The sequence below is a fragment of the Acidovorax sp. LjRoot204 genome, assembly GCF_056175785.1.
The window spans coordinates 16,109-40,696 of record NZ_JBGFFF010000004.1 but is presented as its reverse complement, the minus strand read 5'-3'; the positions used below and the strand labels follow the sequence as shown (position 1 = coordinate 40,696).

The window sequence follows — 24,588 nt, the reverse complement described above, 5'->3', positions numbered from 1 at the left end:
CACCCGTCAGGGGTACCACAGCGGCCGTCGGCTCGCTACACTGAGACCGCGCTTGCGCGCGACTGACCAACTACAGAGAGAGGGATTGCCATGGCTTCAGCCAGTGTGGGAGATTGCCTGTCGGGTGCCTGGGGCACCTTCAAGAAAAACGTCCTCACCCATGTGGTGTGCACCTTGCTGGTGATGGTGGTCGCCGGCATCAGCGCGGGCCTGTTGGCCGGACCCATGATGGTGGGCTACATGCGCATGATCGAGCGCGAGACGCGCGGCGAAGCGGTGCAGATCGGCGACGTCTTTCGGGGCTTTGATGACTTTGTGCCCGCCTTTGTGGCGGGGCTCATCAGTTCGCTGGTGGTGTCGTTGGGCTTCATGCTGTGTTTCATCCCCGGCTTGCTGGTCATGGCGCTGCCCCCTGTGGCACTGTTCCTCGTAGCGCGCGGCGAGCGCGATGGCGTCGCGGCTTTCAGCCAGGCCTGGACCATCGTGACCAAGAACCTGGGCTCGGCGTTCTTCTGCTCGCTGGTGCTGGGCATAGTGGGCTCGCTGGGTTTCCTGCTGTGCTGGGTGGGTGCGCTGCTGACGCTGCCGCTGTCCACCATCGGCTCCTACTACATGGCACGCCAGCTGGTGGGCGATGAGCCGGTGGCCCTTCCTCCCCTCTGACCCCGGCCCCGCAGTGGTGCCGGTGGGCAGCCCACCCGCCTGGCAGCCTTTGGGCGGGGGCGATCGGCGGCAGCGACTGGCGTTGGGCCTGGGCTGGCCGCTGGCCATGGCGGCCACGCCCTGGTGGCTGGGTCAGGGCGGGCTGGGTCTGGGTTGCGGGTTTCTTGCGCTGACGGGCATACCCTGCCCGCTGTGCGGCGGCACGCACGCGTGTGCGGCCCTGGTCCAGGGCGATTGGGCGGCCGCCTGGGCGGCCAACCCGGGTGCGCTGGTGTTGCTGCTGTGGCTGTCGCTGCTGGCGGGCCAGGCGGTGGTCGAAGGCGCTCAGGGCCGCCGCCGCGTGGCGCGCTGGCCCTGGTGGCACCCGGCAGTGTTTGCCGTGCTGGGCAGCGGGTTGGTGCTGTCCTGGCTCTCGCGCCTGGCCGGGCTGGTGTAGCCGCTCGTTGGTTGCTACTCACCTCTTCGTGAGGCGACCGCCTTCTAGGGCCGTCTGAGGGCCCTGCGCAGCCGGTGGCCCGCCAACGCCAGCGCCTGCACCACATCCATGCACAAGCATCCCCTCGGGTCAGGTTAGCGCAGCCCCGCGCATCGTTGCGGGGCAGACAGCCCCATGGTGCACAGCCTCCGTGCGCCAGGCTGGTGCATTCAGCTTGTATACCAGTTGGCACGGAACCTGCGATACCGCAGGCAATGACCACCGCCACCGAGATCAGCAACCGCATCATCGAAGCCGTAATGGCCCAAAAGCTCGCGCCCGGCTCCCGCCTGGGCGAGCAGCAGCTGGCCATGCTGTTCGACTGCAGCCGCACCATCGTGCGCGAGGCGCTCACGCGGCTGGCCACACGGGGCATCGTCACCGTCAGTGCCCGGCGCGGCTGGTATGTGATCGAGCCGTCGCAGGACGAAGCGCGCGAGGCCTTTGAGGCGCGCCGCGTGATCGAGCTGGGCCTGCTGCACCAGCTCAAGGTGGTGGACAAGACGGCGCTGCGCCAGCTCAAGAGCCATCTGCAACGCGAAAAGGCCGCGCTGGCGGGCACCGATGTGGGCATGCGCAGCTTCTTGCTGGGAGACTTCCATGTGTGCCTGGCTGAATGCCTGGGCAACAGCCTGCTGGCCGACACGCTGCGCGACTTCACGGCGCGCACCACGCTCATTGCCATGCTCTACCAGTCATCGCACGATGCGGCTCAGAGCTGTGCCGACCATGTGCGCATCGTCGAGGCGCTGGAAGCGGGAGACATTGCCGGCGCCGAGGCACTCATGTCCGAGCACATCGGCACCGTGCAGTCGGCCCTGCGCCTGCAGGCCAGCAGCGACCCGCTGGCCGGGCTGCGCGACGCGCTGGCACCGGTGCGCAAGAGCCCCGCACCAACCACCGCACCAGCCCGCGCGCGCAAGCCCCGCGCCGCCACCAGTTCCATCCCCCCAGCGTCTGACCCAGACGCACCTGCCGACGCATCCACCTACCTAGGAGCCCTGCTATGACCACCGTCCGCACCGTCACTTCGTCCACCCGCCGCCTGACCCTGGGCGTGCTTGCCGCCACCGGCCTCGCAGCGGCCCTGATCGCACCTGCCGCCCACGCGCAGAACGCGCTGGACAACATCCTCAAGGCCAAGGAAATCAAGATCGCCATTCCCACCGACTACCCGCCCTACGGCTTTGTCGGCACGGACCTCAAACCCCAGGGGCTGGACGTGGAGATGGCCAATTACATCGGCGCCAAGCTGGGCGTCAAGGTCGAGCTGATTCCCGTGACCAGCGCCAACCGCATCCCGTACCTGCAAACGCAGAAGGCCGACCTCGTGATCTCCACCCTGGGCAAGAACCCCGAGCGCGAGAAAGTGATCGACTTCACTGCGGCCTACGCACCGTTCTTCCAGGCCGTGTTTGCGAGCAAGAGCCTGAACATCAAGAGCTTTGCCGACCTGGCGGGCAAGACGGTGGCCGTGACGCGCGGCGCCATGGAAGACCAGGAGCTGGCCAAGGTCGCGCCTGCCGGCGTGGACGTGAAGCGCTTTGAAGACCACGCCGCCAGCATTGCGGCCTTTGTGTCGGGCCAGACGCAGGCCATTGCGACCAGCGCATCGACGGCGGGCACCATCATGGTCAAGAACCCCAACCTGGCCACCGAATACAAGCTGCTCCTCAAGGACAGCCCGAACTTCATCGGTGTGGCCAAAGGCGAAGACAAGCTGCGCCTGCGCGTGAACGAAATCATTGCCGAGGCCCGCAAGTCGGGCGACATCGACAAGCTGTCCAACAAGTGGCTGGGTCGTCCTGCGGGTGACCTGCCCCTGTGATGCGGCGCACAGGATGAATTGCTGAAACCCAAGGGCCTGCGGCGCGACAAGCGGCGCAGGGCACAAGCATGCTGATTGCGCTCGATTTTTCTGCCGTCTTCGCGTCGTGGCCGTTGCTGGTGCGTGGCGTGGTCTGGACCATAGCCCTCACCATCGTGGGCACCGTGCTGGGCCTGCTGCTGGGCACGGTCTGCGCCTGGGCGCGTGCGCGCAACCTGGGCCACCGGCCCACTGCGTTGCGCTGGGCCGTGGCCAGCTATGTGGAGCTGGTGCGCAACACGCCTTTCATCGTGCAGCTGTTCTTCCTGTTCTTCGGCCTGCCCGCGCTGGGGCTCAAGCTCTCGCCCGAGTTCGCGTCGGTCTTGGCCATGGTGATCAACCTGGGCGCGTATTCCGCCGAAATCATCCGCGCAGGCATCGAGGCCACGCCACGCGGCCAGATCGAAGCCGCGCACAGCCTGGCGCTGACGCCGGGCCAGACCTTCCGGCGCGTGGTGCTGCCGCCCGCGCTGCAAAAGGTGTGGCCTGCCATGGTCAGCCAGATCATCATCGTGATGCTGGGCTCGGCCGTGTGCGGCCAGATCTCCACGCCCGAGCTGAGCTACGCCGCCAACCTGATCTCCAGCAACACCTTCCGCGCCTTCGAGGCCTTCATCCTGGCCACTGCTGTGTACCTGGTGCTGTCGATGTTGACTCGTCGTCTGCTGATGTGGGTGGGGACCCGATTCTTGGTGGGGAGGTAAATCGAGATGGTTGAATTTTCCCTTTGGGACATCCTGCGCAACCTGCTGCTGGCAGCGCGCTGGACGGTGTCCCTGTCCCTCATCGCCTTCATCGGTGGGGGCCTGGTGGGCCTGGTGCTGCTGGTACTGCGCCTGTCCAAGGTCCGGGGCGTGGACCGCGCGGTGGGCGCTTATGTGCAGGTGTTCCAGGGCACGCCGCTGCTGATGCAGCTGTTCCTGGCCTACTTCGGCATTGCGCTGTTCGGTATCAAGACCTCGCCGTGGACGGCCGCTGCGGTGGCGCTCACGCTCTACACCAGTGCCTACCTCACAGAGATCTGGCGCGGCTGTGTGGCCTCCATCCCCAAGGGGCAGTGGGAGGCGGCGCAGAGCCTGGCGCTCAACTTCGGCGAACAGCTGCGCCATGTGGTGCTGCCGCAGGCGCTGCGCATCGCGGTGCCGCCCACGGTGGGCTTTCTGGTGCAGGTGATCAAGGGCACGGCGCTGGCTTCGGTCATCGGCTTTGTGGAGCTGACCAAGGCGGGCAGCATGATCTCCAACGCCACCTACAAGCCCTTCCTCGTCTACGCCTGCGTAGCGCTGCTGTATTTTGTTTTGTGCTTCCCGGTGAGCCTGGTGGCGCAGTCCCTTGAAAGGAAACTCCATGGCCATCGCCGCTGAAGCCTCCGCAACCAAACCCACCCCTGCGCACGACGGCATCGTGGTGGGTGAGCCGCCCATTGTGGACATCACTGCGCTGCGCAAGTCCTATGGCAGCAATGAAGTGCTCAAGGGCATCGACCTGAAAGTGCAGCGCGGCGAGGTCATCGCCATCATCGGCAAGAGTGGCTCGGGCAAGAGCACGTTGCTGCGCTGCGTGAATGGGCTGGAGGAGTTCCAGGAAGGCGCCCTCAGCGTCAACGGCCAGAAGCTGCTGCACGACAGCCCTGCCGCCATGCGCGCGCTGCGCCAGCAGGTGGGCATGATCTTCCAGAGCTTCAATCTGTTTCCGCACCTCTCTGTGGGCCGCAACATCATGCTGGCGCCCACGCTGGTGAAGGCGCGCGATGCCAAGGCGGCCGAGGCGCAGGCGCGTCAGCTTTTGGCGCGCGTGGGGTTGGCCGAAAAGTTTGACGCCATGCCCGACCAGCTCTCGGGCGGGCAGCAACAGCGCGTGGCCATTGCTCGCGCACTGGCCATGGAGCCGCAGGTGCTCCTGTGCGACGAGATCACCTCGGCGCTGGACCCTGAACTGGTGGGTGAGGTGCTGCGCGTGGTCGAATCGCTGGCGCAAGAAGGCATGACGCTGATGATGGTCACGCACGAGATGGCGTTCGCCCGCAAGGTGAGCGACCGTGTGATCTTCATGCACCAGGGGCGGGTGCATGAGCAGGGCACGCCTGCCCAGCTGTTTGGAAGTCCGCAGACGCCTGAGCTGCAGCAGTTTTTGTCATCGTTGCACGACTGAAATTCATTTGCCGCTGCTTGTACGCACAAAGGCCTGCCCACGCCCTGGAGTTCCAGCGCGGGCAGGCTTTGCGGTTTGGTAGTTGCGCCTACCCCGGCCTCTGGCTCAGGGCAGTTAAGCGTTGGGCAGGGTCAGGACTGCACCCCCTTGTCGAACTCGGCGCGGGACAGCGATCCGTTCTTGTCGGTATCGAGTTCCTTGAAACGTTGGCTGATGGCTGGCAGCGTGGCGGCCTCTTGCGCGCTCAGCTGACCGTCCTTGTTGGTGTCGGCCTTGTCAAATGCGACGGCCGCTGCGGTGGAGACGCCGCCACTGCTGGGCCCCACAGAAAAAGGCGAGCCTGACTGTGCGGTGCTCTTGCTTGCGGGGCCAAATTGGGGAGGAGAGGAAGAGGAGGACGTCTGTGCCTGCAAGGCACCCACACCACCCAGAGAGAGGGCGGCGAAGAGCATCACGCTGCGTGTGTCGAACGAGTAGTGGCGTCGTTGCAGTGCTTTCATGGTGAGCCTGGCTCCTTGGAAGTTGAACAGGGTTGCATTGCACCGCAGCAAAGCGTGCCGCGCCAGCACTCTTGCCTGCTGTTGCCTCACTCTACATTTGCCAGCGCGGTGTAACGCGGCACGCCTGTTGTGTGTAGATGTCCGCACAGTTTGTAGCCAGACGCAAGCGTCCCCTGGTACGCGTTCACACCCCACATGCTCAGGCGCTTGGCCTGACCTGCAGGCCCGTGAACGTCCTACAAGCGGGGGCGGGGTGCGGCAAAACAATGCATCCAAGCATTTCGCTTGATCGCACGTTTTTCTGAAGGAGTTCTCCATGCAAAAGCAAACCGTCTTCGCCGCTCTGGCCGCATTGGCATGCACCGCTGCGCTGGCCCAGGCCCCCGCCAACAGCAATGCGCGCCCTCCGTCCGAGGTGAACCCTTCTGCATCCGGTGGTGCGGCGGCGTCCAAGGCGCAAAACAAGGTGGACACGCGCAGCGCCAACAGCAGCGCCATGCCTGCCAACCCCGCAGCTGGCGACGGACGTGCGGCTCCGGTGGCCGAGATCAACCCCAGCGCTTCAGGCGGCAAGGCCGCAGCCAAGGCCGATGCACGCGTCAATGCGCGCCTGATGGACACCAACGGCGACGGCATGGTGTCGCGCCAGGAGTGGGACACCTACCACGCACATGCATGGGACACCATGAAGCCCACCAACGCTGGCGTATCCACAGCCGACATCGACAAGCTCAACCGCGCCCCCGCTGCGCATTGATCTCGCCGTACGCAGCGCCTTCATAGCGCTGGGCTGTCGCCCTGTGGCGCACCATGCTGTGTGCCACAGGGCGTGGGTTCGCGTAGCGGGCATGCTGCGTGTGGTGGGCAGTCAGTGCTCATGGCGCAGTGCGTAGGGGATTGGAGGCGAAAGGCTTGCACCCGCGTGGCGGTGGCGGAGAATTCGGGGCAGATTCACTGCGGTGGCTTGTGCAGCGCAGAAGCTGGCATCCATCCTCCCGTTTCCTCATCAAGGCTCCCCATGGGCAACCGACTCACAGAAATCGCAACCCGCACCGGCGACGCCGGCACCACCGGCCTGGGCAACAACCAGCGCGTCTCCAAAAACAGCCTGCGCATCCATGCCATGGGCGATGTGGATGAACTCAACTCGCACATCGGCCTGTTGCTGTGCGAGCCGCTGCCCGATGAAGTCCGCACCTTGCTGGTCGAGGTGCAGCACCAGTTGTTCAACCTGGGAGGCGAGCTGTCGATCCCGGGCTTCGAGCTGCTCAAGACCGACGCCGTCTTGGCATTGGACGAAGCTCTGGCCCACCACAACGCCGCGCTGCCGCGCCTGCAGGAGTTCATCCTGCCCGCGGGCACCCGCGCCGCGTCACAGGCCCACGTGTGCCGGACCGTGGCCCGCCGCGCTGAACGCGCCGTGGTCGCCCTGGGCAACGAAGAGGCGCTGAACGACGCGCCGCGCCAGTACCTCAACCGCCTCTCCGACCTGATGTTCGTGCTCGCCCGCGTGCTCAACCGCATGGATGGCGGTGATGACGTGTACTGGAAAAGCGAGCGCCTGGCCCAGCAAAACGCTACAGAATAGATAGCTACCAGCGCATATTCTTCTAGCGCTTGGGGCCGATTTCATCAAAAATACCCCCAGCCTTTGCCACGGGCGCGTCCCCAGGCCAAGACCGCCGCGCAAGGGCCGCCCCGCCGCGCTGGCGGTGTCCCCCATCCCGGATCGCGCTTGCGATGCGAGAGAAGGGGGAAGGCGCGAAGCGCCTCAGGGGGATGCACTTTATCTCGGTGCGAGGATCGCCATCGTCAGCCGCGACACACAGGTCAGCTCACCCGCTTCGTTGTGCAGATCGATGTGCCACACGTGTGTGGTGCGGCCGATGTGCACCGGCTTTGCCGTGCCGGTCACCCAGCCGCTGGTGGCAGAGCGCAGGTGGTTGGCGTTGATGTCCAGGCCCACGGCGCGGTAGCCCTCCGGCAGGGTGTAGTAGGCGCCGGTGGAGCCCATGGACTCGGCCAGCACCACGCTGACACCGCCGTGCAGCAGGCCAAAGGGCTGGATGGTGCGGTGGTCTACCGGCACGCGGGCGCGCAGAAAGTCGTCACCCACCTCGACAAACTCAATGCCCAGGTGCTCTACGGCGGTGTTGCGGTTGGCGGCCTTCAGCAGGGCCAGGTCGATGGGTTTTTTCCAGATGGGCATGGTGGTCACGGGGCAGGGCCAAGTCAGTGCAAGCCGCTGATTGTGCCAATGCCTGTGGTCCCGCCCTGTGCCGCAGGCGCCTAGGAGCCTGTCCGACTTGGAAGTCGTCGGCTGCGAATCGGCCGCAGCGGTCCATTTTTTACCGTCTTTTTGCCCCATAGCTGGGCTATGGGTCTGCAAATCCGGCAAAAACTGTCCTCGCTGGGGCCGATTCTCGCTATCGACGCTCCAAGTCCGACAGGCTCCTAGCCTCAGCCCACAAACTTCCCGTTGGCGCCCATCACCCCCAGGTCCAGAAAACGCGAGCCCACATACGGCGCGCCGCTGGCGTAGTCGATGGACAGGCCGCCCAGGTCGTTGCTGCGAATGCCTGCGAGGGCGTTGCGCAGCTTGGCGCGGGTCAGGTCGCGGCCGGCGCGCTCCAGGCCCTCGGCCAGCACGCGGGCGTTCACATAGCCTTCAAAGCTGCGGGCCGAGAACTCCTGGTAGCCCAGTGCGCGCATGGCCTTCTGGTAGTCGCGCACCACGGCAAAGCTGGTGCGGGCCGCGTCGGGCAGCACCATCGACAGCGCAATGCCCGAGGCCTTGCCGCCCAGCTGGCGCAGGTTGTCGCCCGACAGCGCCACGCTGGTGGCGGCCAGCGGCGTGCTGGGCGACACTTTCTTGAACTCGTTGACCAGCGTGGCGGTGATGTCGCCCGCCGTGCCCAGCAGCACGGCGTTGGGCTTGGCAGCCACGGCCTTGCCCACCACATCCGCCACCTGGGCGCCTTGGGCGTCGAGCTTGAAGGCCTTGGGTGCGGGCTGCTTGGCGGCGGCCATGGCCTTGGTCACATCGGCCTGAAACTCGCGGCCAAAGGCCGTGTCCTGGTACACGACAGCCAGCTCGGTGATGCCCATGGACACCAGCTTTTGCGCCAGGCGCTGGGCTTCGTCGGTGTAGCTGGCGCGCACGTGGAACACCGAGCGGTACTCGGCCTTGCGCAGCGAGGTGGCGCCGCTTTGCGGGGCCACATAGGGGATCTGCGCCTCGTCCACCAGCGGCAGGATGCGCTGGTTGTTGGCCGTGCCCATGCAGGAGATCAGCGAGACCACGTTGGCGTCGGCAATCAGCTTTCGCACGTTGTCTTCGGAGCGCGCGGCGTCGTAGCCGTCGTCCAGTGCCAGCAGCTTGATCTCGCGGCCATGGATGCCCTTGGCGTTGGCCTGTGCAATGCCCGCATCCAGCCCTTGCTTCAATTCCTTGCCCAGGCTGGCCAGTGCGCCGGTCATGCCGATGGAGCAGCCAATGGTCACGCTCTTGGCGTCCATGGGGTCCTGCACGCCCACGGCGCGCGAAGAGGTGGCAAGCAGCAGGCCGGTGCTTGCGGCCACAAGGGATTGGGTGAACTGACGGCGTTGCATGGTCAAAAAAACTCGCAGGCAAAAAAGCCACCAGCCCCGGATGGGGGCTGGTGGAGGGTGGACTGGGGGAGGTCGATAGACCTAGGGTTAACCCTGATTTTATCTACCCAGGCTGGCAATTGGCTGTCAAAGGCCTGGCAGGGCCTGGGGCGCGCGCCGCGTCCCCTTGTGCCGAATTTGCCCTTTGTGGCCCTTGCGCCCTTATGCCGCGCTGGCCGGGCCTGCTGGCGCGCGCATGCTGCCCGTCTCCACATACCGCTGGTGCCACGACAAGGCCTCGTTCAGCAGGTGCGGCGTGTGCTGGCCCACGGCGCCCCGTTTGGCGCGGGCCACATAGTCGTGCAGTGCGGGGCGGAAGTCCGGATGCGCGCAGCGGTCGATGATGATTTCGGCGCGCTGTGTGGGCGAATGGCCGCGCAGGTCGGCCAGGCCTTGTTCGGTGACGAGGATCTGCACATCGTGCTCGGTGTGGTCCACATGCGAGGCCATGGGCACGATGCACGAGATGCTGCCGTTCTTGGCCAGCGACGGCGTCATGAAGATCGACAGGTAGGCATTGCGCGCAAAGTCGCCCGATCCGCCGATGCCGTTCATGATGGCCGAGCCCATCACATGCGTGGAGTTCACGTTGCCATAGATGTCGGCCTCGATCATGCCGTTCATTGCGATCAGGCCCATGCGGCGGATCAGCTCTGGGTGGTTGCTGATCTCCTGCGGGCGCAGCACGATGCGCTGCTTGTAGTAGTCGATGCGGTCGTTGAAGTCCTGCATGGCTGCAGGGCTCAGCGACAGCGCCGTGGCCGAGGCGCTGGCCAGCTTGCCCGAGCGCAGCATGTCCAGCATGCCGTCCTGCAGCACTTCGGTGTAGGCCGTGAGGTTGTCGAACGGGCCGTTGTTCAGCCCTGCCAGCACCGCGTTGGCGATGTTGCCCACGCCCGACTGCAGCGGCAGCAGGTCTGCGGGCAGGCGGCCCTTTTTCACCTCGTGCTGCAGGAAGTCGATGATGTGGCCCGCGATGCGGTTGGAGGTGTCATCGGGCGCGGCGTACACGCTGTTGCGGTCGGGCTGGTTGGTCATCACCACGGCGATGACCTTGCTCGGGTCGCAGCGCAGGTAGGGCTCGCCAATGCGCTCATCAGGCCGTGTCATGGGGATCGGCTTGCGGTGCGGCGGTACATCGGTGCCGTAGTAGATGTCGTGCATGCCCTCCAGCTGCGGGTTGTGCCAGGCATTCACTTCGAGGATGACCTTGTCGGCCTGGTCCAGCCAGGTCTTGTTGTTGCCCACCGAGGACGAGGGGATCAGCCGCCCGTCGGGCAACACGCCCGCCACCTCGACCACCGCCACATCCAGCTTGCCCAGAAAGCCGAACCACACAAACTGCGCCACGTGCGACAGGTGGATGTCCACGTACTGCATCTGCCCCGCGTTGATCTGGCGGCGCACCGTGGGGTCGGACTGGTAGGGCAGGCGCATCTCGATGCCGTCTACCTGGGCCAGCGCGCCGTCCAATTCGGGTGCGGTGCTGGCGCCTGTCCACAGCCCGATCTTGAAGCCATGGCCCTGCGCGTTCAGGCTCTCGATGCGGCGCGCCAGTGCGCCGGGCACGGCCTTGGGGTAGCCCGCGCCGGTGAATCCGCTCATGCCCACATGGGCACCGGCAGGAATCAGGGCGGCCGCCTCGTCGGCGGTCATGGTGCGGGAGAGAAAGTCGGGGTACAGCACCCGATCGGCCAGGGACATGAACAAACTCCGCAAAAAGAAAAAAGCCACCCGCCCGGTGAGCGGATGGCCCTGTGGACAAAACCCAGGATGCTAGCCTTCGTTCCTTACAAATTAAGGGTTAACCCTTACAAATGCGGTTCGGTCCGGCCACATCCACAGATTACGCCGCTTTGCGGTTGAGCAGCGCGTACAGCAGGATCGCCCCGAACGTGGCGGTGCCGATGCCGCCCAGCGCGAACTGGCCGAACTTGAGCGTGAAGTCGCCCGTGCCCAGGATGAGGGTGATGGCCGCGACGATGAGGTTCTTGTTCTGTGAAAAGTCCACCTTGTTGTCCACCCAGATCTTGGCACCCGCCACCGCGATCAGGCCAAACACCACGATGGACACGCCGCCCATCACCGGCAGCGGAATGGTCTGGATCAGTGCGCCGAACTTGGGGGAAAAGCCCAGCACCAGCGCAAACACACCCGCCAGCAGGAACACGGCGGTGGAATAGATCTTGGTCGCCGCCATCACGCCGATGTTCTCGGCATAGGTGGTCACGCCCGTGCCGCCTGCGCTGCCACTGACCATGGTGGCAATGCCGTCACCGATGAACGCGCGGCCCATGTAGCGGTCCAGGTTCTGGCCGGTCATGGCCGTCACGGCCTTCACGTGGCCCAGGTTCTCGGCCACCAGGATGATGGCCACGGGCGCGATCAGCAACATGGCATTGCCGCTGAACTGCGGGGCTGCAAAGTTCGGCAAACCAAACCACGCAGCGTTGGCCAGTGCGGTCAGGTCCATGGGCTTGCCCAGGCCCAGGCCGTTGGTCAGTACCGCATAGATGATGCTGGCCACGATCAGCCCCACCAGGATCAACAGGCGCTGCACCATGCCGCGCGTGAGCACGGCCACCAGGCCTACGCTCACAAAGGTCACCACCTGCATCCAGCTGTCAAAGTTGCTGGCCGCCATGTTCTTGATGGGAATGCCCGCGAGGTTCAGCCCGATCACCGCCACCACCGAGCCGGTGACCACGGGCGGCATGAAGCGCTCGATCCAGCCCGTGCCAATCGCCTGCACCAGCGCTCCGATGAGCGTGTAGACGAGGCCACACGCAATGATGCCGCCCAGCGCCACGCCGATGTTGGCATTGGCTCCCTGGCCCGCATAGCCCGTGGCCGCAATCACCACGCCAATGAACGCAAAGCTGGAGCCCAGGTAGCTGGGCACCTTGCCGCCGGTGACGAGGAAGAAGATCAGAGTGCCGATGCCGCTCATCAGGATGGCCACGTTCGGGTCAAAGCCCATCAGGATGGGCGCCAGCACCGTGGCGCCAAACATCGCAATCACGTGCTGCACGCCCATCACCGCCGTCTGCGGCCAGGGCAGCCGCTCGTCCGGCGCGATCACGCCGCCTTGTTGCAACACATCAGCGCTTTTCACACGCCAGTTCATGAATCCCATGTGGTTGTTCCTTGTGGTTGAGGCGCGAATGCTAGTGGATGCGGCCAGGGTGGGGGACGAGCATCCCGGGCGGGTTACGATGCCCCCGCCCCCGCGAGGCACCCCGCACCGTTGCCCAGACCCTCACTGCCATGTTTCCTGCACCCACTTGCCCCTCGTGCCGCCAACCCATGCAGGCGCACCGCTTTGCCAGCAACCTGGGCGATTCGCTGGAGCTGGACATCTGCTTTGCCTGCCAGGGCCTGTGGTTTGACCGGCACGAGAACCTCAAGCTCACGCCCCAGTCCGTGGTCGAGCTGTTTCGGCTGCTGCACGAGCACCGTGTGGACCAGCACCAGGCCCTGGCCGAGAGCATGGCCTGCCCGCGCTGCAACACCAGCCTGGCCAAGGGTTACGACGTGGTGCGCAGCGGCCGCTATATGGTGTACCGCTGCGGGCGACAGCATGGGCGCTTCAGCACCTTCTCGTCCTTCATGGTCGAAAAAGGCTTTGTGCGCCACATGACGCGCCCCGAGATCGACGACCTGGCCAAGCGCGTGGGCGCCATCTACTGCACCAGTTGCGGCGCCCCTGTGGACATCCGCAAGGACCACGCCTGCCCCTACTGCCGCGCCGCGTTCTCCCTCATCGACCCCCAGGCCGTGGTGCGCGCCATGGAGGGCTATGCCGCCGCGAGCGCCAAGGCACCGGCGGCGCCGGCATCGCCCGTGGACATTGGCGACGCCCTGGTGGCCCTGGAGCGCGACCGCACCCGGGCCGAGCGGGAGCGCCAGAAGCGGGCGTTCACCACGGCCAGCAGCGACGCCAATGACAGCTCATTCACCGGAGACCTGCTGGCCGCCGGGGTGGCGCTGGTGTGGGCGCTGGTGAAAGACTAGGGATTCAGCGTCGCGCTGGCCGCAAGCCCCGCCAGTGCATTGACATACCGCAGCACGCGCTGCGGTCATTCACGACAGACTGGGGCAGACCGTTCAGAATGGTCCAAGAACCTGTTCTGAGGCCCCGAGGTCCTTGCCCTGGGCCACCCACGCAACCGTGGCGCCTGCAGCCACTGGAGGAGCGCCCCGTGCCGCAGTCCCCCACCAGACGCCCAGCCCGATCGCCGCGCAGCCCTGCGCCACCGGCGCGTGCGCTCCACCGCACCGGCAGCCTGCTGCAGCGCGCGCAGCTGCCCCCCGTGCCCAGCACCTTGCTCATCCCTTTGGCCGCCCGCGCCCACGGCGGGCGCTATTTCCCCTGGCTCGACTGCCACGATGCCGTGGCCCAGGCCTTGCTGACCCAGTTGGGTGCCGATGTGAGCAGCACCCTGGACGACCTGCCCACGGTGCTGCATGTGCTGTGGCGCACCCGCGCCATCAAGGAGGCGGGGCGCGCCTTTTTTGCCGAGCACCCGCAGGCCCTGGGCGTCAACCTGGGGTGTGGCCTCACGCACCACTTTCAGTGGCTGGACACGGGGGCCAACCAGTGGCTTGATGCGGACCTGCCTGCGGTGATGGCGCTGCGCAAGCCCCTGTTGCCGCCGCAGTGCCCGCGCATGCGCCATGCCGATCTGGACCTGTCGCAACCCGGCTGGTGGCAGCGGCTCGGGCTGCCCGCGCAGCGCACCGCACCCCCGGTGCTGCTGGTGTGTGAGGGCGTGTTGATGTACCTGCCACCCGCGCAGGTGCACGCCGTGCTGGCCGAGTTTGCGCAGCACGCGCCACCGGGCTCGCGCATGGTGCTGGATGTGATGACGCGCCAGGCCGTGGGTTGCGCGGCCCGCCACGCCAGCGTGGGGCCTACGGGCGCGGAGTTTCGGTGGGGGGTCGGCCGCATGGCAGAGCTGGCGGCCGTGCACCCGCGCCTGCAGTTGCTGCGCGAGCAAAGCGTGGCGGAGGGCTACGGCTGGGCCGGTATTGCCATGGACATGTGGTGGCGCCCCTGGCTCGGTGCGCCGCTGTATGGCCTGGCCACGCTGGGGGTAAGTGACAGCCCCCCCTGAGCCGCTTCGCGTCGTCCCCCTGAGGGGGACGCCACCGGTGGCCTGGCACAGCCAGTTGCACGGTGGCGCTGGCGTGGGGCGCGCCCGTTGCAGAGGTTGGCTACGGCCTGAGCGTCAGTGCGCGCATCCATTGGGGTGCCTTGCCCGTCAGCTGCCCCACGATGGCCGCCTGCAGCGGTGGCAGGCGCCGCGCGCCCTGCAGCACCAGTTGCCGCAGCAGGCGGGGCACCGGGCGGGCGTCGGTGTACAGGCGCACGATGGCGTTGGTGCCCTGGTAGATGGGCCAGGCGTGGCGGTGGTGGCCCTGGGCGTAGGGGGCCAGGGCGTCGGCGCTGCCAATGTCCTGCCCGCGCTGGCGGGCGCTGACCAGCGCGGCCGTGAGCCGCTCCACCCCCGCCAGCCCCAGGTTGTAGCCATGCGCCGTGACCGGGTGCATGCCCACGGCGGCGTCGCCCAGCAGCGCGCAGCGGTGGCCCGCAAAGCGCTGGGCATACACGGCCACCAGCGGGTAGGCATGGCGCTCGCCCACCAGCGCCATGGGTCCCAGCCGGTCGTTGAACTGGGCCTGCACCTGGGTGGCAAAAGCCTCGGGGCTTTGGGCCATCAGCGCGGCGGCGTCGGCCGCGCCCGCCGTGACCACCACCGAGCACAGCGCTTGTCCAGTCTGTGGGTCATCGGGCAGGGGCAGCACGGCCAGTGTGCGGTCGTAGCCAAAACATTCGTGCGCCACGTTGCCGTGGGGCAGTGCGTGGCGCATGCGGCAGACGATGACGGTGCGGCCAAAGTCGGTCATGTCCGCGCCAAGGCCCAGTTGGCGGCGCGTGGCCGAGAAGCGGCTGTCGGCGGCCACCAGCAACGGGGCCGTGAGGCGCTGGGGCGTGGCGTGGTCGCCAGGGCCCGTGTGGGAGGGCACGCAGTCCAGCTCGGCATGGCCGGGCAGCGCGGCCACGCGGGTGACCTGGGTGCCGGTGAGCAGGCGCACGCCCGGGGTGCTCGCAGCCACCGCGTAGGCCGTGCGCCGCAGCGCGTGGTTGGGCACGATGAAGCCCAGGGCGCCGGGAGCCGACACATCGCCGTGGGTGCCGCTGGCCGCGTTCAGTTGCAGCGCGCTGTGGCGGCCCAGCGGGCCGTCGTGCACCTGGGCCTCGGCAATCTGGCCCACCTCGTGGTCGGCCAGGTGCGCCCAGCTGCCCAGCCGCCGCAACGTTGCCTGGCTGGGGTGGGTGAGGGCGATTTCGCGGCCGTCAGGTGCGGGCTGTGCCAGCGCGCGGTCGCCCTGCTGCTCCACCACGGTGGCGGTGAACCCGGCCTGCGCCAGGGAGATGGCCAGCGACAGGCCCGCCGGGCCTGCGCCGACGATGAGCACGTCGCTGTGGTGGGTGGTCATGGCGGGATGAATACAGGGTGACAAGGGGCCCGCCCCGGGTCGGGGAGGCCGCGCGCCATTGTGGGCGGGCGGGTCTGGGCACGCTTTGCCCTGCGTCAAGCCATGGCGTGGTGGCGCTATCTAATTAATAGCTGCTAAGGCATATGGTTCTAGCGCCTGGGGGCTAAAACAATCCGAACTCAGTCTCTGGCTGCCTTGCGCGGGGTTTTGCTGGACTTCTTTTTGGCCGGGCCTGCCTTCTTGCCGCGCAGGTGCAGCACCCAGGTGACCAACAGCCACAGGTAGCCCGCCGGGATGCTGTACGCCGCAAAAGCCGCCAGCGACAGCGGTGGTGCGGTGATGGAGCGCGGGTTGGCAATGGTCTCCAGCAACTGGCGCGTGCCGGTGCCCAGCGTGGGCGTGGCGTGCTGGGTGCCCGAGCGGGCCATGAGGGCGCCCATGAAGGTGAAGAACTCCATCAGCAGCGCGCCGATCAGAAAACAGGCCAGCAGGGCCATCAGCTGTGCAAACGCCCGCCGGTTGCCCTTGGCCAGGAACACGATCGCCGACACCAGCCACAGCGCGGGCAACAACAGGACCAGGGCGGGCCAGGCGGACAGGAGAGTGGACATGGGAGACACGGCAGGTAGCAACAGGCAGCAGGGGCCGCTGGTGCGGGCACCAGCGATTCATCGGCAGGGCGCCTCCAGGAAGGCGGTCGAGTGCGGATGATAGAGGCTGCCTGTCACCGGCTGATTCCGGCGGGGCGCGCGACCCGTCTGCCACCACCGGCCGGCGCTTACGCCGCCACAAAGTCGGCCACGGCCTGCAGCACCTCCGCCTGCTGCAGGATCTTGCGGTGCCCCAGCCCCTCGGTGGCCAGCAGCGCGGCACCCGGAATGTGGTCGCGGTAGGCCTCGCCGTCGGCAAAGCGGTTGATGCGGTCGCCCCGGTCGTGCACCACCAGCGTGGGCAGTGCAATGCGCGGGCCCACGGCGGGGGGCTCGAACTGTCGCATCAGGATGCCCTCGCGCGCCTCGATGCGCCGCTGCATGGCGGCGCGGGTGCGTTCGGACAGGCCAAACACCTGCGCGAACAGGCGCGTGTATTCGTGCGGCGAGGCGGGCGGCGCCAGCAGCACCAGCCGCCCGGTGGCCAGGCCCCGGCTGGCCGCATGGGCCGCTGCGTTGGCCGCCAGCGAATGGGCCACCACGGCGTGGGGCGCCGAGTCCTGCGCGTGCAGGCGGGCGGTGGCGTATTCGATGGCACGGGCGAACTGCGGCAGGTTGCTCACGCGGCCCCGGCTGCCGCCGTGTGCGGGCAGGTCCACCAGCACCGGGCGCAGGCCGCGGGCGGCCAGGGCGTCGGCCAGCGGCAGCATCTGGCGCGCATGCCCGCCCCAGCCGTGCAGCAGCAGCACCGTGGGGCCGTGCGGCTGGGCCTGGGGCAGGTACAGCGTGATCTCGGCGTCTTCAAACGCCAGGCGCTCCGTGCGCCAGTGGCCCGGTGGCACGGCGCTGCGGCCCGGTTTGCGCAGGGGCAGGGGCGTGCCAAACAAGCGGTAGGCCGCGCGCACGGCCAAGGTGGGCCACAGGCGTTCGGCCGTGCCCAGCGCCACACGCAGCAGGCGCATGCCGGGGTGCTCGCCGTAGAAGCTGGACGGGGCCTGCAGCGCGGCGGATGGGGAGGTGTTCATGGTGGGACTCCAGGAGGGAGATGGGGGTAGATGGGGGAGGTGGACCGGGTGGACGGTCAGTAAAAGATCCAGTCCCGGTTGCTGCGCGGGAGGCTGGTGAGGGTGCTGCGTAGCGACCGGATGGCGCCCACTGCGGCCGCAATGGCGGCAATGCCCAGGATGATCAACATGGTGGTTCCTTTCTTCGCACGGTTGTGCGAAATTGGGGCATAAAAAAACAAGAGCACTCCCTGGCACACCACCGCGTATCAAGCGGGGGAGGGGAGATAACTCTTGACGAGGCGCGCCCAGGACGCCTCGGTGCGTGCCACTGCCTGCGGATCGCGCAGGAAGCGAACGTCGTGCAACAAGCCCATGATCAGGCCATAGATCTCGCCCACCAGCTGGTCGGGGGATGTGTCGGCCGCCAGGTGCCCGGCCTCGATGGACTGGATCACTGTGCGGCGCAATGCGGCGCGCCAGCGGGTGATTTCAGCGTGCAGCAGGTCGCGCAGCTCGCCCTCGCGGTCGTCCAGCTCGAAGGCGCCTGCGGTGTAGATGCAGCCCGTGAAGGCCTCCACGTCGCGCGTGCGGGCAATCCAGCGGCGCAGGATCTCCTGCAGGCGCGGCAGGCCCTTGGGCTGCTGCATGGCGGGCACGAACACGTCGGCCAGAAAGCGACGGCCAAACTCCTCGATCACCGCTTTTTGCAGCGCCTCGCGCGAGCCGGCCCGCGAAAACACGCCGCTCTTGGACAGGCCCACGCGGTCGGCCACGGCCTGCAGCGTGATCGACTCCAGCCCCTCGGCCGCAGCAAGGTCCAGCGCCGCGCCGACGATGGCGGCGCGGGTGAGTTCGGCTTTCTGGGTTTTGGCGTCCATGGGCGCAATTTAGCACGATTGTGCGAAATAAGACAATCCCCGCGCTGTCAACCGGGCGACGGGTGTGGCTGGCCTCTGCCGGGCGCCGCTGGTACGCTGCGTCGCCATGGAGACAACACACAACACCCCGCCCTACATTCCCCAGATCCGCCTGTACCAGAACTGGCTGCGCGACCAGCGCGGTCTGCAGTTCGACAGCTACGACGCGCTGTGGCGCTGGTCCACCACCGACCTCGACGCCTTCTGGCAGAGCATCTGGGACTACTTCCAGCTGCAGTCGCCCACGCCCCACACGGCCGTGCTGGCAAAGAACACCATGCCCGGCGCTTTGTGGTTCCCCGGTGCGCAGGTCAACTACGCACGCCAGGCGCTGCGGCATGTGGATGCCGCCCACGCGGCGGGCCTGCCCGCCATCATCAGTCGCAACGAAAAGGGCCAGCACCGCGAACTGAGCTGGCCTGAGTTGCGCCGCCAGGTCGCGTCGCTGGCGCTGCACCTCAAGGCCCAGGGCATCCAGCCCGGCGACCGCGTGGCCGCCTACCTGCCCAACGTGCCCGAGGCCATGATCGCCTTCCTGGCCACGGTGAGCATCGGCGGCGTGTGGAGCATCTGCGCGCCGGACATGGGCACGCATGCGGTGCTCGACCGCTTCCGCCAGATCGAGCCCAAGGTGCTGATCGGCGTGGACGGCGTGAGCTATGGCGGCCGCGACCACGACCGCCGCCCCATGCTGGCCGAGCTGCGCGAGGCCCTGCCCAGCGTGCAGCACGCGGTGCTGCTGGGCAATCTGGATGCTTCTGTTTCAATAGCTGGCTGGGCAAGCTGGACTACCGCTACCGCCCAAAACGATGCAGAAACGGCGGCCTTCGAGCCGATGTGGCTGCCGTTTGACCACCCTCTGTGGATCGTCTACTCCAGCGGCACCACCGGCCTGCCCAAGCCCATCGTGCACGGCCACGGCGGCACGGTGCTGGTGGCGCTGCAGCTCAAGGTGCTGCACAACGACATCGGCTGCAGCTACGAGGCCAACAGCTTTGGCGAGCGCTACCACTGGTACAGCTCCACGGGCTGGGTGATGTGGAACGCACAGCTCAGCGGCCTGCTGTCGGGCACCACCTGCGTGATCTACGACGGCAACCCCGGCGGCAGCAAGGACCACCCCGACTGGGGCGTGCTGTGGCGCTTTGCGGCCGAGACGGGCGTGACCTTCTTCGGTGCGGGCGCGGCGTTTTTTGCCAACTGCATGAAGGCGGGCATCACGCTCGCGGACTATGGCGACTTGACGCGCATCCGCGCTTTGGGAACGACCGGTTCGCCGCTGTCGCCTGAGGTGCAGGAGTGGGGCACGGCGCAGTTCGAGACGCTGGGCACGCACGACATCTGGTGGAACAACATCTCGGGCGGCACGGATTTCTGCGGCGCCTTCATCGGCGGCAACCGCGAGATGCCACAAGTCGCTGGTGAGATGCAATGCCGCATGTTGGGCGCGGCCGTGGAGTCGTGGGACGCCGAAGGCCGCCCCGTGCAGGACGCGGTGGGGGAGCTGGTCTGCGCGCAGCCCATTCCGTCGATGCCTTTGTTTCTGTGGGGCGACAAGGACGGCAGCCGCTACCTGTCGAGCTATTTCGACATGTACCCCGCAGGCCACGGCCGCCAGCCCGGCGGTGGCGACGGCCCCGCGAGCATGGGCGCGGTGTGGCGACATGGCGACTGGCTCAAGATCGGCGCCAACGGCGGCTGCGTGATCTATGGCCGCTCTGATGCCACCATCAACCGCCACGGCCTGCGCATGGGTACGAGCGAGATCTACAGCGCGGTCGAATCGCTGCCCGAAGTGCTCGACAGCCTGGTGGTGGACCTGGAATACCTGGGCCGCGAGAGCTACATGCCGCTGTTTGTGGTGCTGCGCCCCGGCTACGCGCTGGACGATGGCCTGCGCGCGCGCATCAACGGCGCCGTGCGCACGGCCCTGAGCCCACGTTTTGTGCCCGACGACATCTTTGCCGTGGCCGAGGTGCCACGCACCTTGAGCGGCAAGAAGCAGGAGCTGCCCATCAAGAAACTGCTGCTGGGCCAGCCCATCGAAAAGGTGGTCAACAAGGACGCGATGGCCAACCCGGGATGCCTGGATTGGTATGTGGCGTTTGCGGCGCAGCGGGCGAGTGTGCTCCAAAAATAATAGCTGATAGCGCTTATTGAATAAGCGCTAGCGCCTTGTTTGGGTGCAAGAGTGAGTGCGGCGCTGAGGCGTGCTGCACCCCAGGGAGTCAGTCCAGCTTCGCGCCAGACGCCTTGATCAGCCGCTCCCACACCGGGCGTTCCTTGTTCATGGCCGCGGTGAACAAAGCCGGTGAGCTCTTTTGCACGTCAAAGCCCATGGCCGTGATGCGCTGCGCCACATCGGGATGCTCGGTGGCTTTGCGCACCTCGGCCGCAACGCGCTCCAGGATGGCGGGCGGTGTGCCTGCGGGGGCTCCAAACGCCAGCCAGCCCGCCACGCGGTAGGCCTCGTCGTTCAGGCCCTGTTCGCCCAGTGTGGGCACGTTGGGCAGCGTGCCCATGCGGCGCTCGCCGCTCACGCCAATGGCCTTGAGCTTGCCGGCGTCGATGTGCGCCTTGACTTGCAGTGCACTCGCAAAAGCAATCTGGATCTGCCCGCCCAGCAGGTCCTGCACCATGGGCGCCTCGCCCCGGTAGGCCACGTGGCTCATGTCGGCGTTCTGCGACTGGCTCATGTACGCGCCGGCCAGATGCGGGTAGGCACCCGTGCCGTAAGAACCATAGGCCACCTTGCCTTTGTTGGCGGCGATGTATTTCAGCAGCTCAGGCCCCGTGGCCACCGGCACGCTGGGGTGGGCCACCAGCACCAGGGGCGCGATGGCGATCTGGTAGATGGGCGCGATGTCCTTCTCGGGGCTGTAGGGCAGCTTGGTGTACAGGAACTGGTTGGTGAGCATCGAATTGCTCAGCGCCAGCAGCAGGGTGTAGCCGTCCGGCGCGGCCTTGGCCACCGCGTCGGTGCCGATGATGCCGGCCGCGCCGGGCTTGTTGTCGATGACCATGGGCTGGCCCAGGCCCACGGCCATCTTCTCGGCCAGCACGCGCGCCAGCACGTCGGTGGCGCCGCCGGGGGCGAAGGGCACCACCACCTTGATGGGCTTGTTGGGGTAGGCGGCCTGCGCCCAGGCGGCGGTGCCGGTGCAGGCGGTGGCAGCGGCCAGCGCGGCAGCGCCGAGCCAGGAACGGCGGGTCAGGGGGAAGGGCATGCGTTGTCTCCTGTCGTGGTTATTAGCAATGAGAAATCGAACGGGCTCCACCAGACATGGTGGTGGGCCGGAGCCTGGCTGTCACGCCATGGGCTTATGCGGTCTTGGGGCCCCTGGGGCGGGGCCGGTGGTGACGCGCACGGTGAGGGGCAGGGGCGCGAGCACTTCGCGCAGGCGGGCCTGCAGCGCGTCGGCGTCGGCGTCGGGGCCCGGGGCCACGGTCACGCGCACGGCGTTGTCGCCCTCGGGCTGTACCTGGGGACGGAGGCCGTCCGTGGCTTGTCCGCACACCCCATCGACCAGCGCTTGCACCGTGTGGCAGGCCGCGCGCTGGCGCAGATCGGGCTTGTAGATCTTGCCCACGTTGGTCACGGGCATGGTCTGCAGCACCTGCACCCAGCGCGGGCGGGCCACGGCCTCGTCCACGCGTTCGGCGGTGAAGGCCAGCAGTTCGGCCTCGGTCACAGCCGGTGCACCGGGCACCAGCGTGGCGTAGACCACGGGCAGCTCGCCCGCATAAGCATCGGGCGCGCCCACGGCGGCGCACAGCTGCACGGCGGGGTGGGAGCCCAGCGCGTCCTCGATCACCTTGGGGTCGATGTTGTGGCCGCTGCGGATGATGAGGTCCTTGGAGCGGCCGCTCAGGTGTAGGCGCCCTTGCTCGTCCACAAAGCCCAGGTCGCCCGTGGCCAGCCAGCCGTCCGGCGTGAACGCCTTGGCCGTGTCGGCCGCATCGAGAAAGCCCGAGAACAGGTTGGGCGACTGGAACAGCACCATGCCCGGCTGGCTGGGCGGCAGGTCCTGGTCGGACGCGTTGCCCTGCGCATCCAGCGCCACGATGCGCAGCTGGGTGTACGGCAGCCGCCAGCCCACGCAGCCTGCGGGCGCGTTGACGCCCGGTGGGGTGATGGTGGAGATGCCCGCCATCTCCGTCATGCCCAGGCTTTCGTGGATGTGCAGGCCAAACAGGCGCTCAAACCGCGCTGCCAGCTCGGGCGCGAGGATGGCAGCACCCGTGCGGCAGTAGCGCAGCGTGGAGATATCGGCGCCGCCCAGCGGCACATTGGCCAGTGCCGCCAGCACCGTGGGCACGGCGGACAGGTAGGTGCAGCGGTAGCGCTCCACCAGCCGCCAGTAGTTGGCGATCACCTCGCGGTTGCGGAACAGGCCGGTGGTGGGGATGATGGTCTCCACCCCCGCAGACAGCGCCGCGAGCGAGCCCGGCAGCACGCCTGCCACATGGAACAGCGGGTAGCCGTTGATGCCCACGTCCTCGGGCCGTATGCCCTGCATCTGCACGCTGCCCCAGGCGGTGAACACCTGCGCGCCGTGGCTGTGGCGCGCGAGCTTGGGCGCGCCCGTGGTGCCGCCGGTGTGAAAGTAGGCCGCAATGTCGGTGGCAGCAATGTGGCGACCGCTCACCAGGTGGTCGCCGGGGTGCTGTTGGCGCGCAGCCAGATCCACCACGCTAGCGGGCAGGGCAGGCGCTGCTTCGGGGGCTTCATCGTGCGGGGCCACGCGCAGCACGGTGGTCAACGTGGGCACCAGGGCGCGCAGGCGCAGCGCCTTGCTCCAGTAGCCCACATCACCTTCGCCGCCATAGGCAATCAGCACCTTTGCACCCGCCAGGGTCATCATGGCCGCGATCTTCTCGTCGGTGAGCATGGGGTTGAGCGGTTGCACGATGCCCGCCGCCTCGCCGCCCCACAGGGCCAGGTGGTATTCCAGGCAGCCGGGCAGCAGCACGGCCACGGCGTCTTGCGGGCCCACGCCCAGGTGGTACAGAAGGTTGGCCGTCTGGTGGATGCCGGTGAGCAGCTGCGCATACGACCAGCGGATGGGTTCAACAGTCGGGTCGGCCGTGGGCAGAAAACTCAGCGCTGTCTTGTCGCCAAACGCTGCGGCCGAGTTGACAAAGATTTCGTAGGTGCTCTGCACCGGCAGCGCCTCGGCCAGGGGGCGGGCTTCGATCCGCTCCACATCCTGCAGGCTGCGCACCGGGGCACCCGGGGCAAAAGGACTGTGCAGTGGGGGCAACGAGGGGTGGCGCATGGGGTTGTCTCGGGTCTTGTGGGGAATCAGGTCGGTCACCGACGGTGCACATATGCGGCGTCGTCCTACCTGGCGGCCGTCGCCGCTTGCCCACAGTCTGTCCGTGTGCCAGCGCAAAAGCAGTCACGCAGATGTCAGGGCAGGTCTTCAGGGCATACAGGCGATCCGCTGCGCGATGGACAACAGGCTCTTGACGCGCCGGTGACGCTGCAGCACACCCATAATGGACCTTGTTGATTGCCACTGCGCGCCCCGCTGCGCGCCTTTACTTCATGAACACACCGCAGCCGCCCAAACGTTTTTCGATGATCCGTGAGTTCCACCTGGCCGACTGGTTCACGCTGGGCAACGCGGTCTGCGGCGTGGGCGCGCTGTTCTCGGTCATGTCGTACCTGGAGACCAGCAATGTGGTGCATGTGTACTTTGCATGTGCCCTGGTGCTGGCCGCGCTGATCTTTGATGTGCTGGACGGCCGCATCGCCCGCTGGCGCCAGAAAAGCTCGGCCATGGGCCGCGAGCTGGACTCGCTGGCGGATGTGATCTCGTTTGGCGTGGCCCCGGCCATCATTGCCTATGGGTGCGGCATGCAGGGCCTGTACGACCGCATCGTGCTGGCCTACTTTGTGGCCTGCGGCGTGTCGCGCCTGGCGCGCTACAACGTCACCGCCGAAACCCTGTCGGGCGACGATGGCAAGGTCAAATACTTCGAGGGCACCCCCATCCCCACCTCCATCGTGCTGGTGGGCCTGCTGGCCCTGGCCGCCTGGCTGGGCGCAGTGCGCGAGAACCTGTGGTTTGGCAAGCTGCTGATCGGCGGCTTCACGCTGCACCCGCTGGTGCTGCTGTTTGCGGTGTCGGGGTCGCTGATGATCAGCCGGATTCGGATTCCGAAGCTCTGAGCCGCTGGCTAGCGCGTCCTTTCTT

Annotated in this window: 24 protein-coding genes; 13 read left to right on the top strand and 11 right to left on the bottom strand. The window is 67.2% G+C overall.

Annotation, left to right across the window (positions count from 1 at the left end; all coding sequences use genetic code 11):
• The first annotated feature begins 90 nt into the window (after window positions 1-90).
• The 7 genes from AC04MI_RS01620 (at window position 91) to AC04MI_RS01590 (ending at window position 5,156) form a co-directional block, all read left to right on the top strand.
• The gene (locus AC04MI_RS01620; RefSeq protein ID WP_056643459.1) at window positions 91-663 is read left to right on the top strand and encodes a hypothetical protein; all 573 of its coding nucleotides are present in this window, start codon (window positions 91-93) and stop codon (window positions 661-663) included.
• Window positions 635-1,099, top strand: coding sequence for a DUF2752 domain-containing protein (locus tag AC04MI_RS01615; RefSeq protein ID WP_099731605.1), 465 nt, complete (start codon window positions 635-637; stop codon window positions 1,097-1,099). Before AC04MI_RS01620 ends, AC04MI_RS01615 begins: the two co-directional genes overlap by 29 nt.
• A gap of 254 nt (window positions 1,100-1,353) precedes the next feature.
• On the top strand, window positions 1,354-2,148 hold the full coding sequence (locus tag AC04MI_RS01610; RefSeq protein WP_099731604.1) for a GntR family transcriptional regulator: 795 nt from the start codon (window positions 1,354-1,356) through the stop codon (window positions 2,146-2,148).
• Window positions 2,145-2,966 (top strand): transporter substrate-binding domain-containing protein, encoded by an 822-nt coding sequence (locus tag AC04MI_RS01605; protein WP_099731603.1) that lies wholly within the window; start codon window positions 2,145-2,147, stop codon window positions 2,964-2,966. The genes AC04MI_RS01610 and AC04MI_RS01605 overlap by 4 nt, the downstream gene beginning before the upstream one ends.
• 68 nt (window positions 2,967-3,034) lie before the next feature.
• Window positions 3,035-3,709 (top strand): amino acid ABC transporter permease, encoded by a 675-nt coding sequence (locus AC04MI_RS01600; protein WP_099731602.1) that lies wholly within the window; start codon window positions 3,035-3,037, stop codon window positions 3,707-3,709.
• A gap of 6 nt (window positions 3,710-3,715) precedes the next feature.
• The gene (locus AC04MI_RS01595; RefSeq protein WP_056057035.1) at window positions 3,716-4,369 is read left to right on the top strand and encodes an amino acid ABC transporter permease; all 654 of its coding nucleotides are present in this window, start codon (window positions 3,716-3,718) and stop codon (window positions 4,367-4,369) included.
• Window positions 4,353-5,156 carry an amino acid ABC transporter ATP-binding protein gene (locus tag AC04MI_RS01590; protein ID WP_056057037.1) on the top strand — a complete coding sequence of 268 codons (804 nt, stop codon included), beginning with the start codon at window positions 4,353-4,355 and terminating at the stop codon, window positions 5,154-5,156. Before AC04MI_RS01595 ends, AC04MI_RS01590 begins: the two co-directional genes overlap by 17 nt.
• A gap of 131 nt (window positions 5,157-5,287) precedes the next feature.
• On the opposite strand, the gene AC04MI_RS01585 is transcribed toward AC04MI_RS01590, so the two are convergent.
• Complete coding sequence (locus tag AC04MI_RS01585) at window positions 5,288-5,656, bottom strand: EF-hand domain-containing protein (RefSeq protein ID WP_099732274.1); 369 nt, start codon at window positions 5,654-5,656, stop codon at window positions 5,288-5,290.
• A gap of 316 nt (window positions 5,657-5,972) precedes the next feature.
• On the opposite strand from AC04MI_RS01585, the gene AC04MI_RS01580 reads away from it, so the two are divergent.
• Complete coding sequence (locus AC04MI_RS01580) at window positions 5,973-6,413, top strand: hypothetical protein (RefSeq protein ID WP_056057040.1); 441 nt, start codon at window positions 5,973-5,975, stop codon at window positions 6,411-6,413.
• Window positions 6,414-6,674: 261 nt separating this feature from the next.
• Entirely contained in the window at window positions 6,675-7,244 is a 570-nt protein-coding gene (locus AC04MI_RS01575; protein ID WP_436076616.1) for a cob(I)yrinic acid a,c-diamide adenosyltransferase, read from the top strand.
• Window positions 7,245-7,442: 198 nt separating this feature from the next.
• Here AC04MI_RS01575 and AC04MI_RS01570 read toward each other — a convergent pair whose 3' ends face one another.
• From AC04MI_RS01570 to AC04MI_RS01555, 4 genes are all read right to left on the bottom strand, one after another.
• On the bottom strand, window positions 7,443-7,865 hold the full coding sequence (locus AC04MI_RS01570; RefSeq protein ID WP_108500132.1) for a hotdog fold thioesterase: 423 nt from the start codon (window positions 7,863-7,865) through the stop codon (window positions 7,443-7,445).
• A 251-nt stretch (window positions 7,866-8,116) separates the two neighbouring features.
• Window positions 8,117-9,268, bottom strand: coding sequence for an ABC transporter substrate-binding protein (locus tag AC04MI_RS01565; protein ID WP_436076615.1), 1,152 nt, complete (start codon window positions 9,266-9,268; stop codon window positions 8,117-8,119).
• Window positions 9,269-9,469: 201 nt separating this feature from the next.
• A complete protein-coding gene (locus AC04MI_RS01560; protein WP_436076614.1) occupies window positions 9,470-11,011 on the bottom strand; it encodes an acetyl-CoA hydrolase/transferase family protein in 1,542 nt (513 codons plus the stop codon).
• 142 nt (window positions 11,012-11,153) lie between these two features.
• Complete coding sequence (locus AC04MI_RS01555) at window positions 11,154-12,443, bottom strand: solute carrier family 23 protein (RefSeq protein WP_056742381.1); 1,290 nt, start codon at window positions 12,441-12,443, stop codon at window positions 11,154-11,156.
• Window positions 12,444-12,574: 131 nt separating this feature from the next.
• On the opposite strand from AC04MI_RS01555, the gene AC04MI_RS01550 reads away from it, so the two are divergent.
• A complete protein-coding gene (locus tag AC04MI_RS01550) occupies window positions 12,575-13,321 on the top strand; it encodes a zf-TFIIB domain-containing protein (protein ID WP_056742379.1) in 747 nt (248 codons plus the stop codon).
• A gap of 188 nt (window positions 13,322-13,509) precedes the next feature.
• Window positions 13,510-14,424: a class I SAM-dependent methyltransferase gene (locus tag AC04MI_RS01545; protein WP_436076612.1), complete on the top strand. Its 915-nt coding sequence runs from the start codon at window positions 13,510-13,512 to the stop codon at window positions 14,422-14,424.
• A gap of 100 nt (window positions 14,425-14,524) precedes the next feature.
• Here AC04MI_RS01545 and ubiM read toward each other — a convergent pair whose 3' ends face one another.
• The 4 genes from ubiM to AC04MI_RS01525 all read right to left on the bottom strand — a co-directional run bounded on the left by ubiM (window position 14,525) and on the right by AC04MI_RS01525 (window position 18,346).
• Window positions 14,525-15,811 (bottom strand): 5-demethoxyubiquinol-8 5-hydroxylase UbiM, encoded by a 1,287-nt coding sequence (gene ubiM, locus AC04MI_RS01540; RefSeq protein WP_436076611.1) that lies wholly within the window; start codon window positions 15,809-15,811, stop codon window positions 14,525-14,527.
• 179 nt (window positions 15,812-15,990) lie between these two features.
• Complete coding sequence (locus AC04MI_RS01535) at window positions 15,991-16,422, bottom strand: hypothetical protein (protein ID WP_436076610.1); 432 nt, start codon at window positions 16,420-16,422, stop codon at window positions 15,991-15,993.
• A gap of 167 nt (window positions 16,423-16,589) precedes the next feature.
• Window positions 16,590-17,486: an alpha/beta fold hydrolase gene (locus AC04MI_RS01530; RefSeq protein ID WP_436076609.1), complete on the bottom strand. Its 897-nt coding sequence runs from the start codon at window positions 17,484-17,486 to the stop codon at window positions 16,590-16,592.
• 248 nt (window positions 17,487-17,734) lie between these two features.
• Complete coding sequence (locus AC04MI_RS01525; RefSeq protein WP_056057057.1) at window positions 17,735-18,346, bottom strand: TetR/AcrR family transcriptional regulator; 612 nt, start codon at window positions 18,344-18,346, stop codon at window positions 17,735-17,737.
• A gap of 106 nt (window positions 18,347-18,452) precedes the next feature.
• Between AC04MI_RS01525 and AC04MI_RS01520 the strand changes: the two genes are divergently transcribed.
• The gene (locus AC04MI_RS01520; protein ID WP_436076608.1) at window positions 18,453-20,525 is read left to right on the top strand and encodes an acetoacetate--CoA ligase; all 2,073 of its coding nucleotides are present in this window, start codon (window positions 18,453-18,455) and stop codon (window positions 20,523-20,525) included.
• Window positions 20,526-20,613: 88 nt separating this feature from the next.
• On the opposite strand, the gene AC04MI_RS01515 is transcribed toward AC04MI_RS01520, so the two are convergent.
• Window positions 20,614-21,612 carry a Bug family tripartite tricarboxylate transporter substrate binding protein gene (locus tag AC04MI_RS01515; RefSeq protein WP_146870322.1) on the bottom strand — a complete coding sequence of 333 codons (999 nt, stop codon included), beginning with the start codon at window positions 21,610-21,612 and terminating at the stop codon, window positions 20,614-20,616.
• A gap of 81 nt (window positions 21,613-21,693) precedes the next feature.
• Entirely contained in the window at window positions 21,694-23,664 is a 1,971-nt protein-coding gene (locus tag AC04MI_RS01510) for an acyl-CoA synthetase (protein WP_436076607.1), read from the bottom strand.
• Between the two features lie 272 nt (window positions 23,665-23,936).
• On the opposite strand from AC04MI_RS01510, the gene pssA reads away from it, so the two are divergent.
• Window positions 23,937-24,563 (top strand): CDP-diacylglycerol--serine O-phosphatidyltransferase, encoded by a 627-nt coding sequence (gene pssA / locus AC04MI_RS01505; RefSeq protein WP_056057700.1) that lies wholly within the window; start codon window positions 23,937-23,939, stop codon window positions 24,561-24,563.
• Window positions 24,564-24,588: the final 25 nt, after the last annotated feature.

Bases quoted from the DNA above. Each gene is read 5' to 3' on its own strand.
- AC04MI_RS01620 (WP_056643459.1), top strand. From the start codon at position 91: ATGGCTTCAGCCAGTGTGGGAGATTGCCTGTCGGGTGCCTGGGGCACC.
- AC04MI_RS01615 (WP_099731605.1), top strand. From the start codon at position 635: ATGAGCCGGTGGCCCTTCCTCCCCTCTGACCCCGGCCCCGCAGTGGTG.
- AC04MI_RS01610 (WP_099731604.1), top strand. From the start codon at position 1,354: ATGACCACCGCCACCGAGATCAGCAACCGCATCATCGAAGCCGTAATG.
- AC04MI_RS01605 (WP_099731603.1), top strand. From the start codon at position 2,145: ATGACCACCGTCCGCACCGTCACTTCGTCCACCCGCCGCCTGACCCTG.
- AC04MI_RS01600 (WP_099731602.1), top strand. From the start codon at position 3,035: ATGCTGATTGCGCTCGATTTTTCTGCCGTCTTCGCGTCGTGGCCGTTG.
- AC04MI_RS01595 (WP_056057035.1), top strand. From the start codon at position 3,716: ATGGTTGAATTTTCCCTTTGGGACATCCTGCGCAACCTGCTGCTGGCA.
- AC04MI_RS01590 (WP_056057037.1), top strand. From the start codon at position 4,353: ATGGCCATCGCCGCTGAAGCCTCCGCAACCAAACCCACCCCTGCGCAC.
- AC04MI_RS01585 (WP_099732274.1), bottom strand. From the start codon at position 5,656: ATGAAAGCACTGCAACGACGCCACTACTCGTTCGACACACGCAGCGTG.
- AC04MI_RS01580 (WP_056057040.1), top strand. From the start codon at position 5,973: ATGCAAAAGCAAACCGTCTTCGCCGCTCTGGCCGCATTGGCATGCACC.
- AC04MI_RS01575 (WP_436076616.1), top strand. From the start codon at position 6,675: ATGGGCAACCGACTCACAGAAATCGCAACCCGCACCGGCGACGCCGGC.
- AC04MI_RS01570 (WP_108500132.1), bottom strand. From the start codon at position 7,865: ATGCCCATCTGGAAAAAACCCATCGACCTGGCCCTGCTGAAGGCCGCC.
- AC04MI_RS01565 (WP_436076615.1), bottom strand. From the start codon at position 9,268: ATGCAACGCCGTCAGTTCACCCAATCCCTTGTGGCCGCAAGCACCGGC.
- AC04MI_RS01560 (WP_436076614.1), bottom strand. From the start codon at position 11,011: ATGTCCCTGGCCGATCGGGTGCTGTACCCCGACTTTCTCTCCCGCACC.
- AC04MI_RS01555 (WP_056742381.1), bottom strand. From the start codon at position 12,443: ATGGGATTCATGAACTGGCGTGTGAAAAGCGCTGATGTGTTGCAACAA.
- AC04MI_RS01550 (WP_056742379.1), top strand. From the start codon at position 12,575: ATGTTTCCTGCACCCACTTGCCCCTCGTGCCGCCAACCCATGCAGGCG.
- ubiM (WP_436076611.1), bottom strand. From the start codon at position 15,811: ATGACCACCCACCACAGCGACGTGCTCATCGTCGGCGCAGGCCCGGCG.
- AC04MI_RS01535 (WP_436076610.1), bottom strand. From the start codon at position 16,422: ATGTCCACTCTCCTGTCCGCCTGGCCCGCCCTGGTCCTGTTGTTGCCC.
- AC04MI_RS01530 (WP_436076609.1), bottom strand. From the start codon at position 17,486: ATGAACACCTCCCCATCCGCCGCGCTGCAGGCCCCGTCCAGCTTCTAC.
- AC04MI_RS01525 (WP_056057057.1), bottom strand. From the start codon at position 18,346: ATGGACGCCAAAACCCAGAAAGCCGAACTCACCCGCGCCGCCATCGTC.
- AC04MI_RS01520 (WP_436076608.1), top strand. From the start codon at position 18,453: ATGGAGACAACACACAACACCCCGCCCTACATTCCCCAGATCCGCCTG.
- AC04MI_RS01515 (WP_146870322.1), bottom strand. From the start codon at position 21,612: ATGCCCTTCCCCCTGACCCGCCGTTCCTGGCTCGGCGCTGCCGCGCTG.
- AC04MI_RS01510 (WP_436076607.1), bottom strand. From the start codon at position 23,664: ATGCGCCACCCCTCGTTGCCCCCACTGCACAGTCCTTTTGCCCCGGGT.
- pssA (WP_056057700.1), top strand. From the start codon at position 23,937: ATGAACACACCGCAGCCGCCCAAACGTTTTTCGATGATCCGTGAGTTC.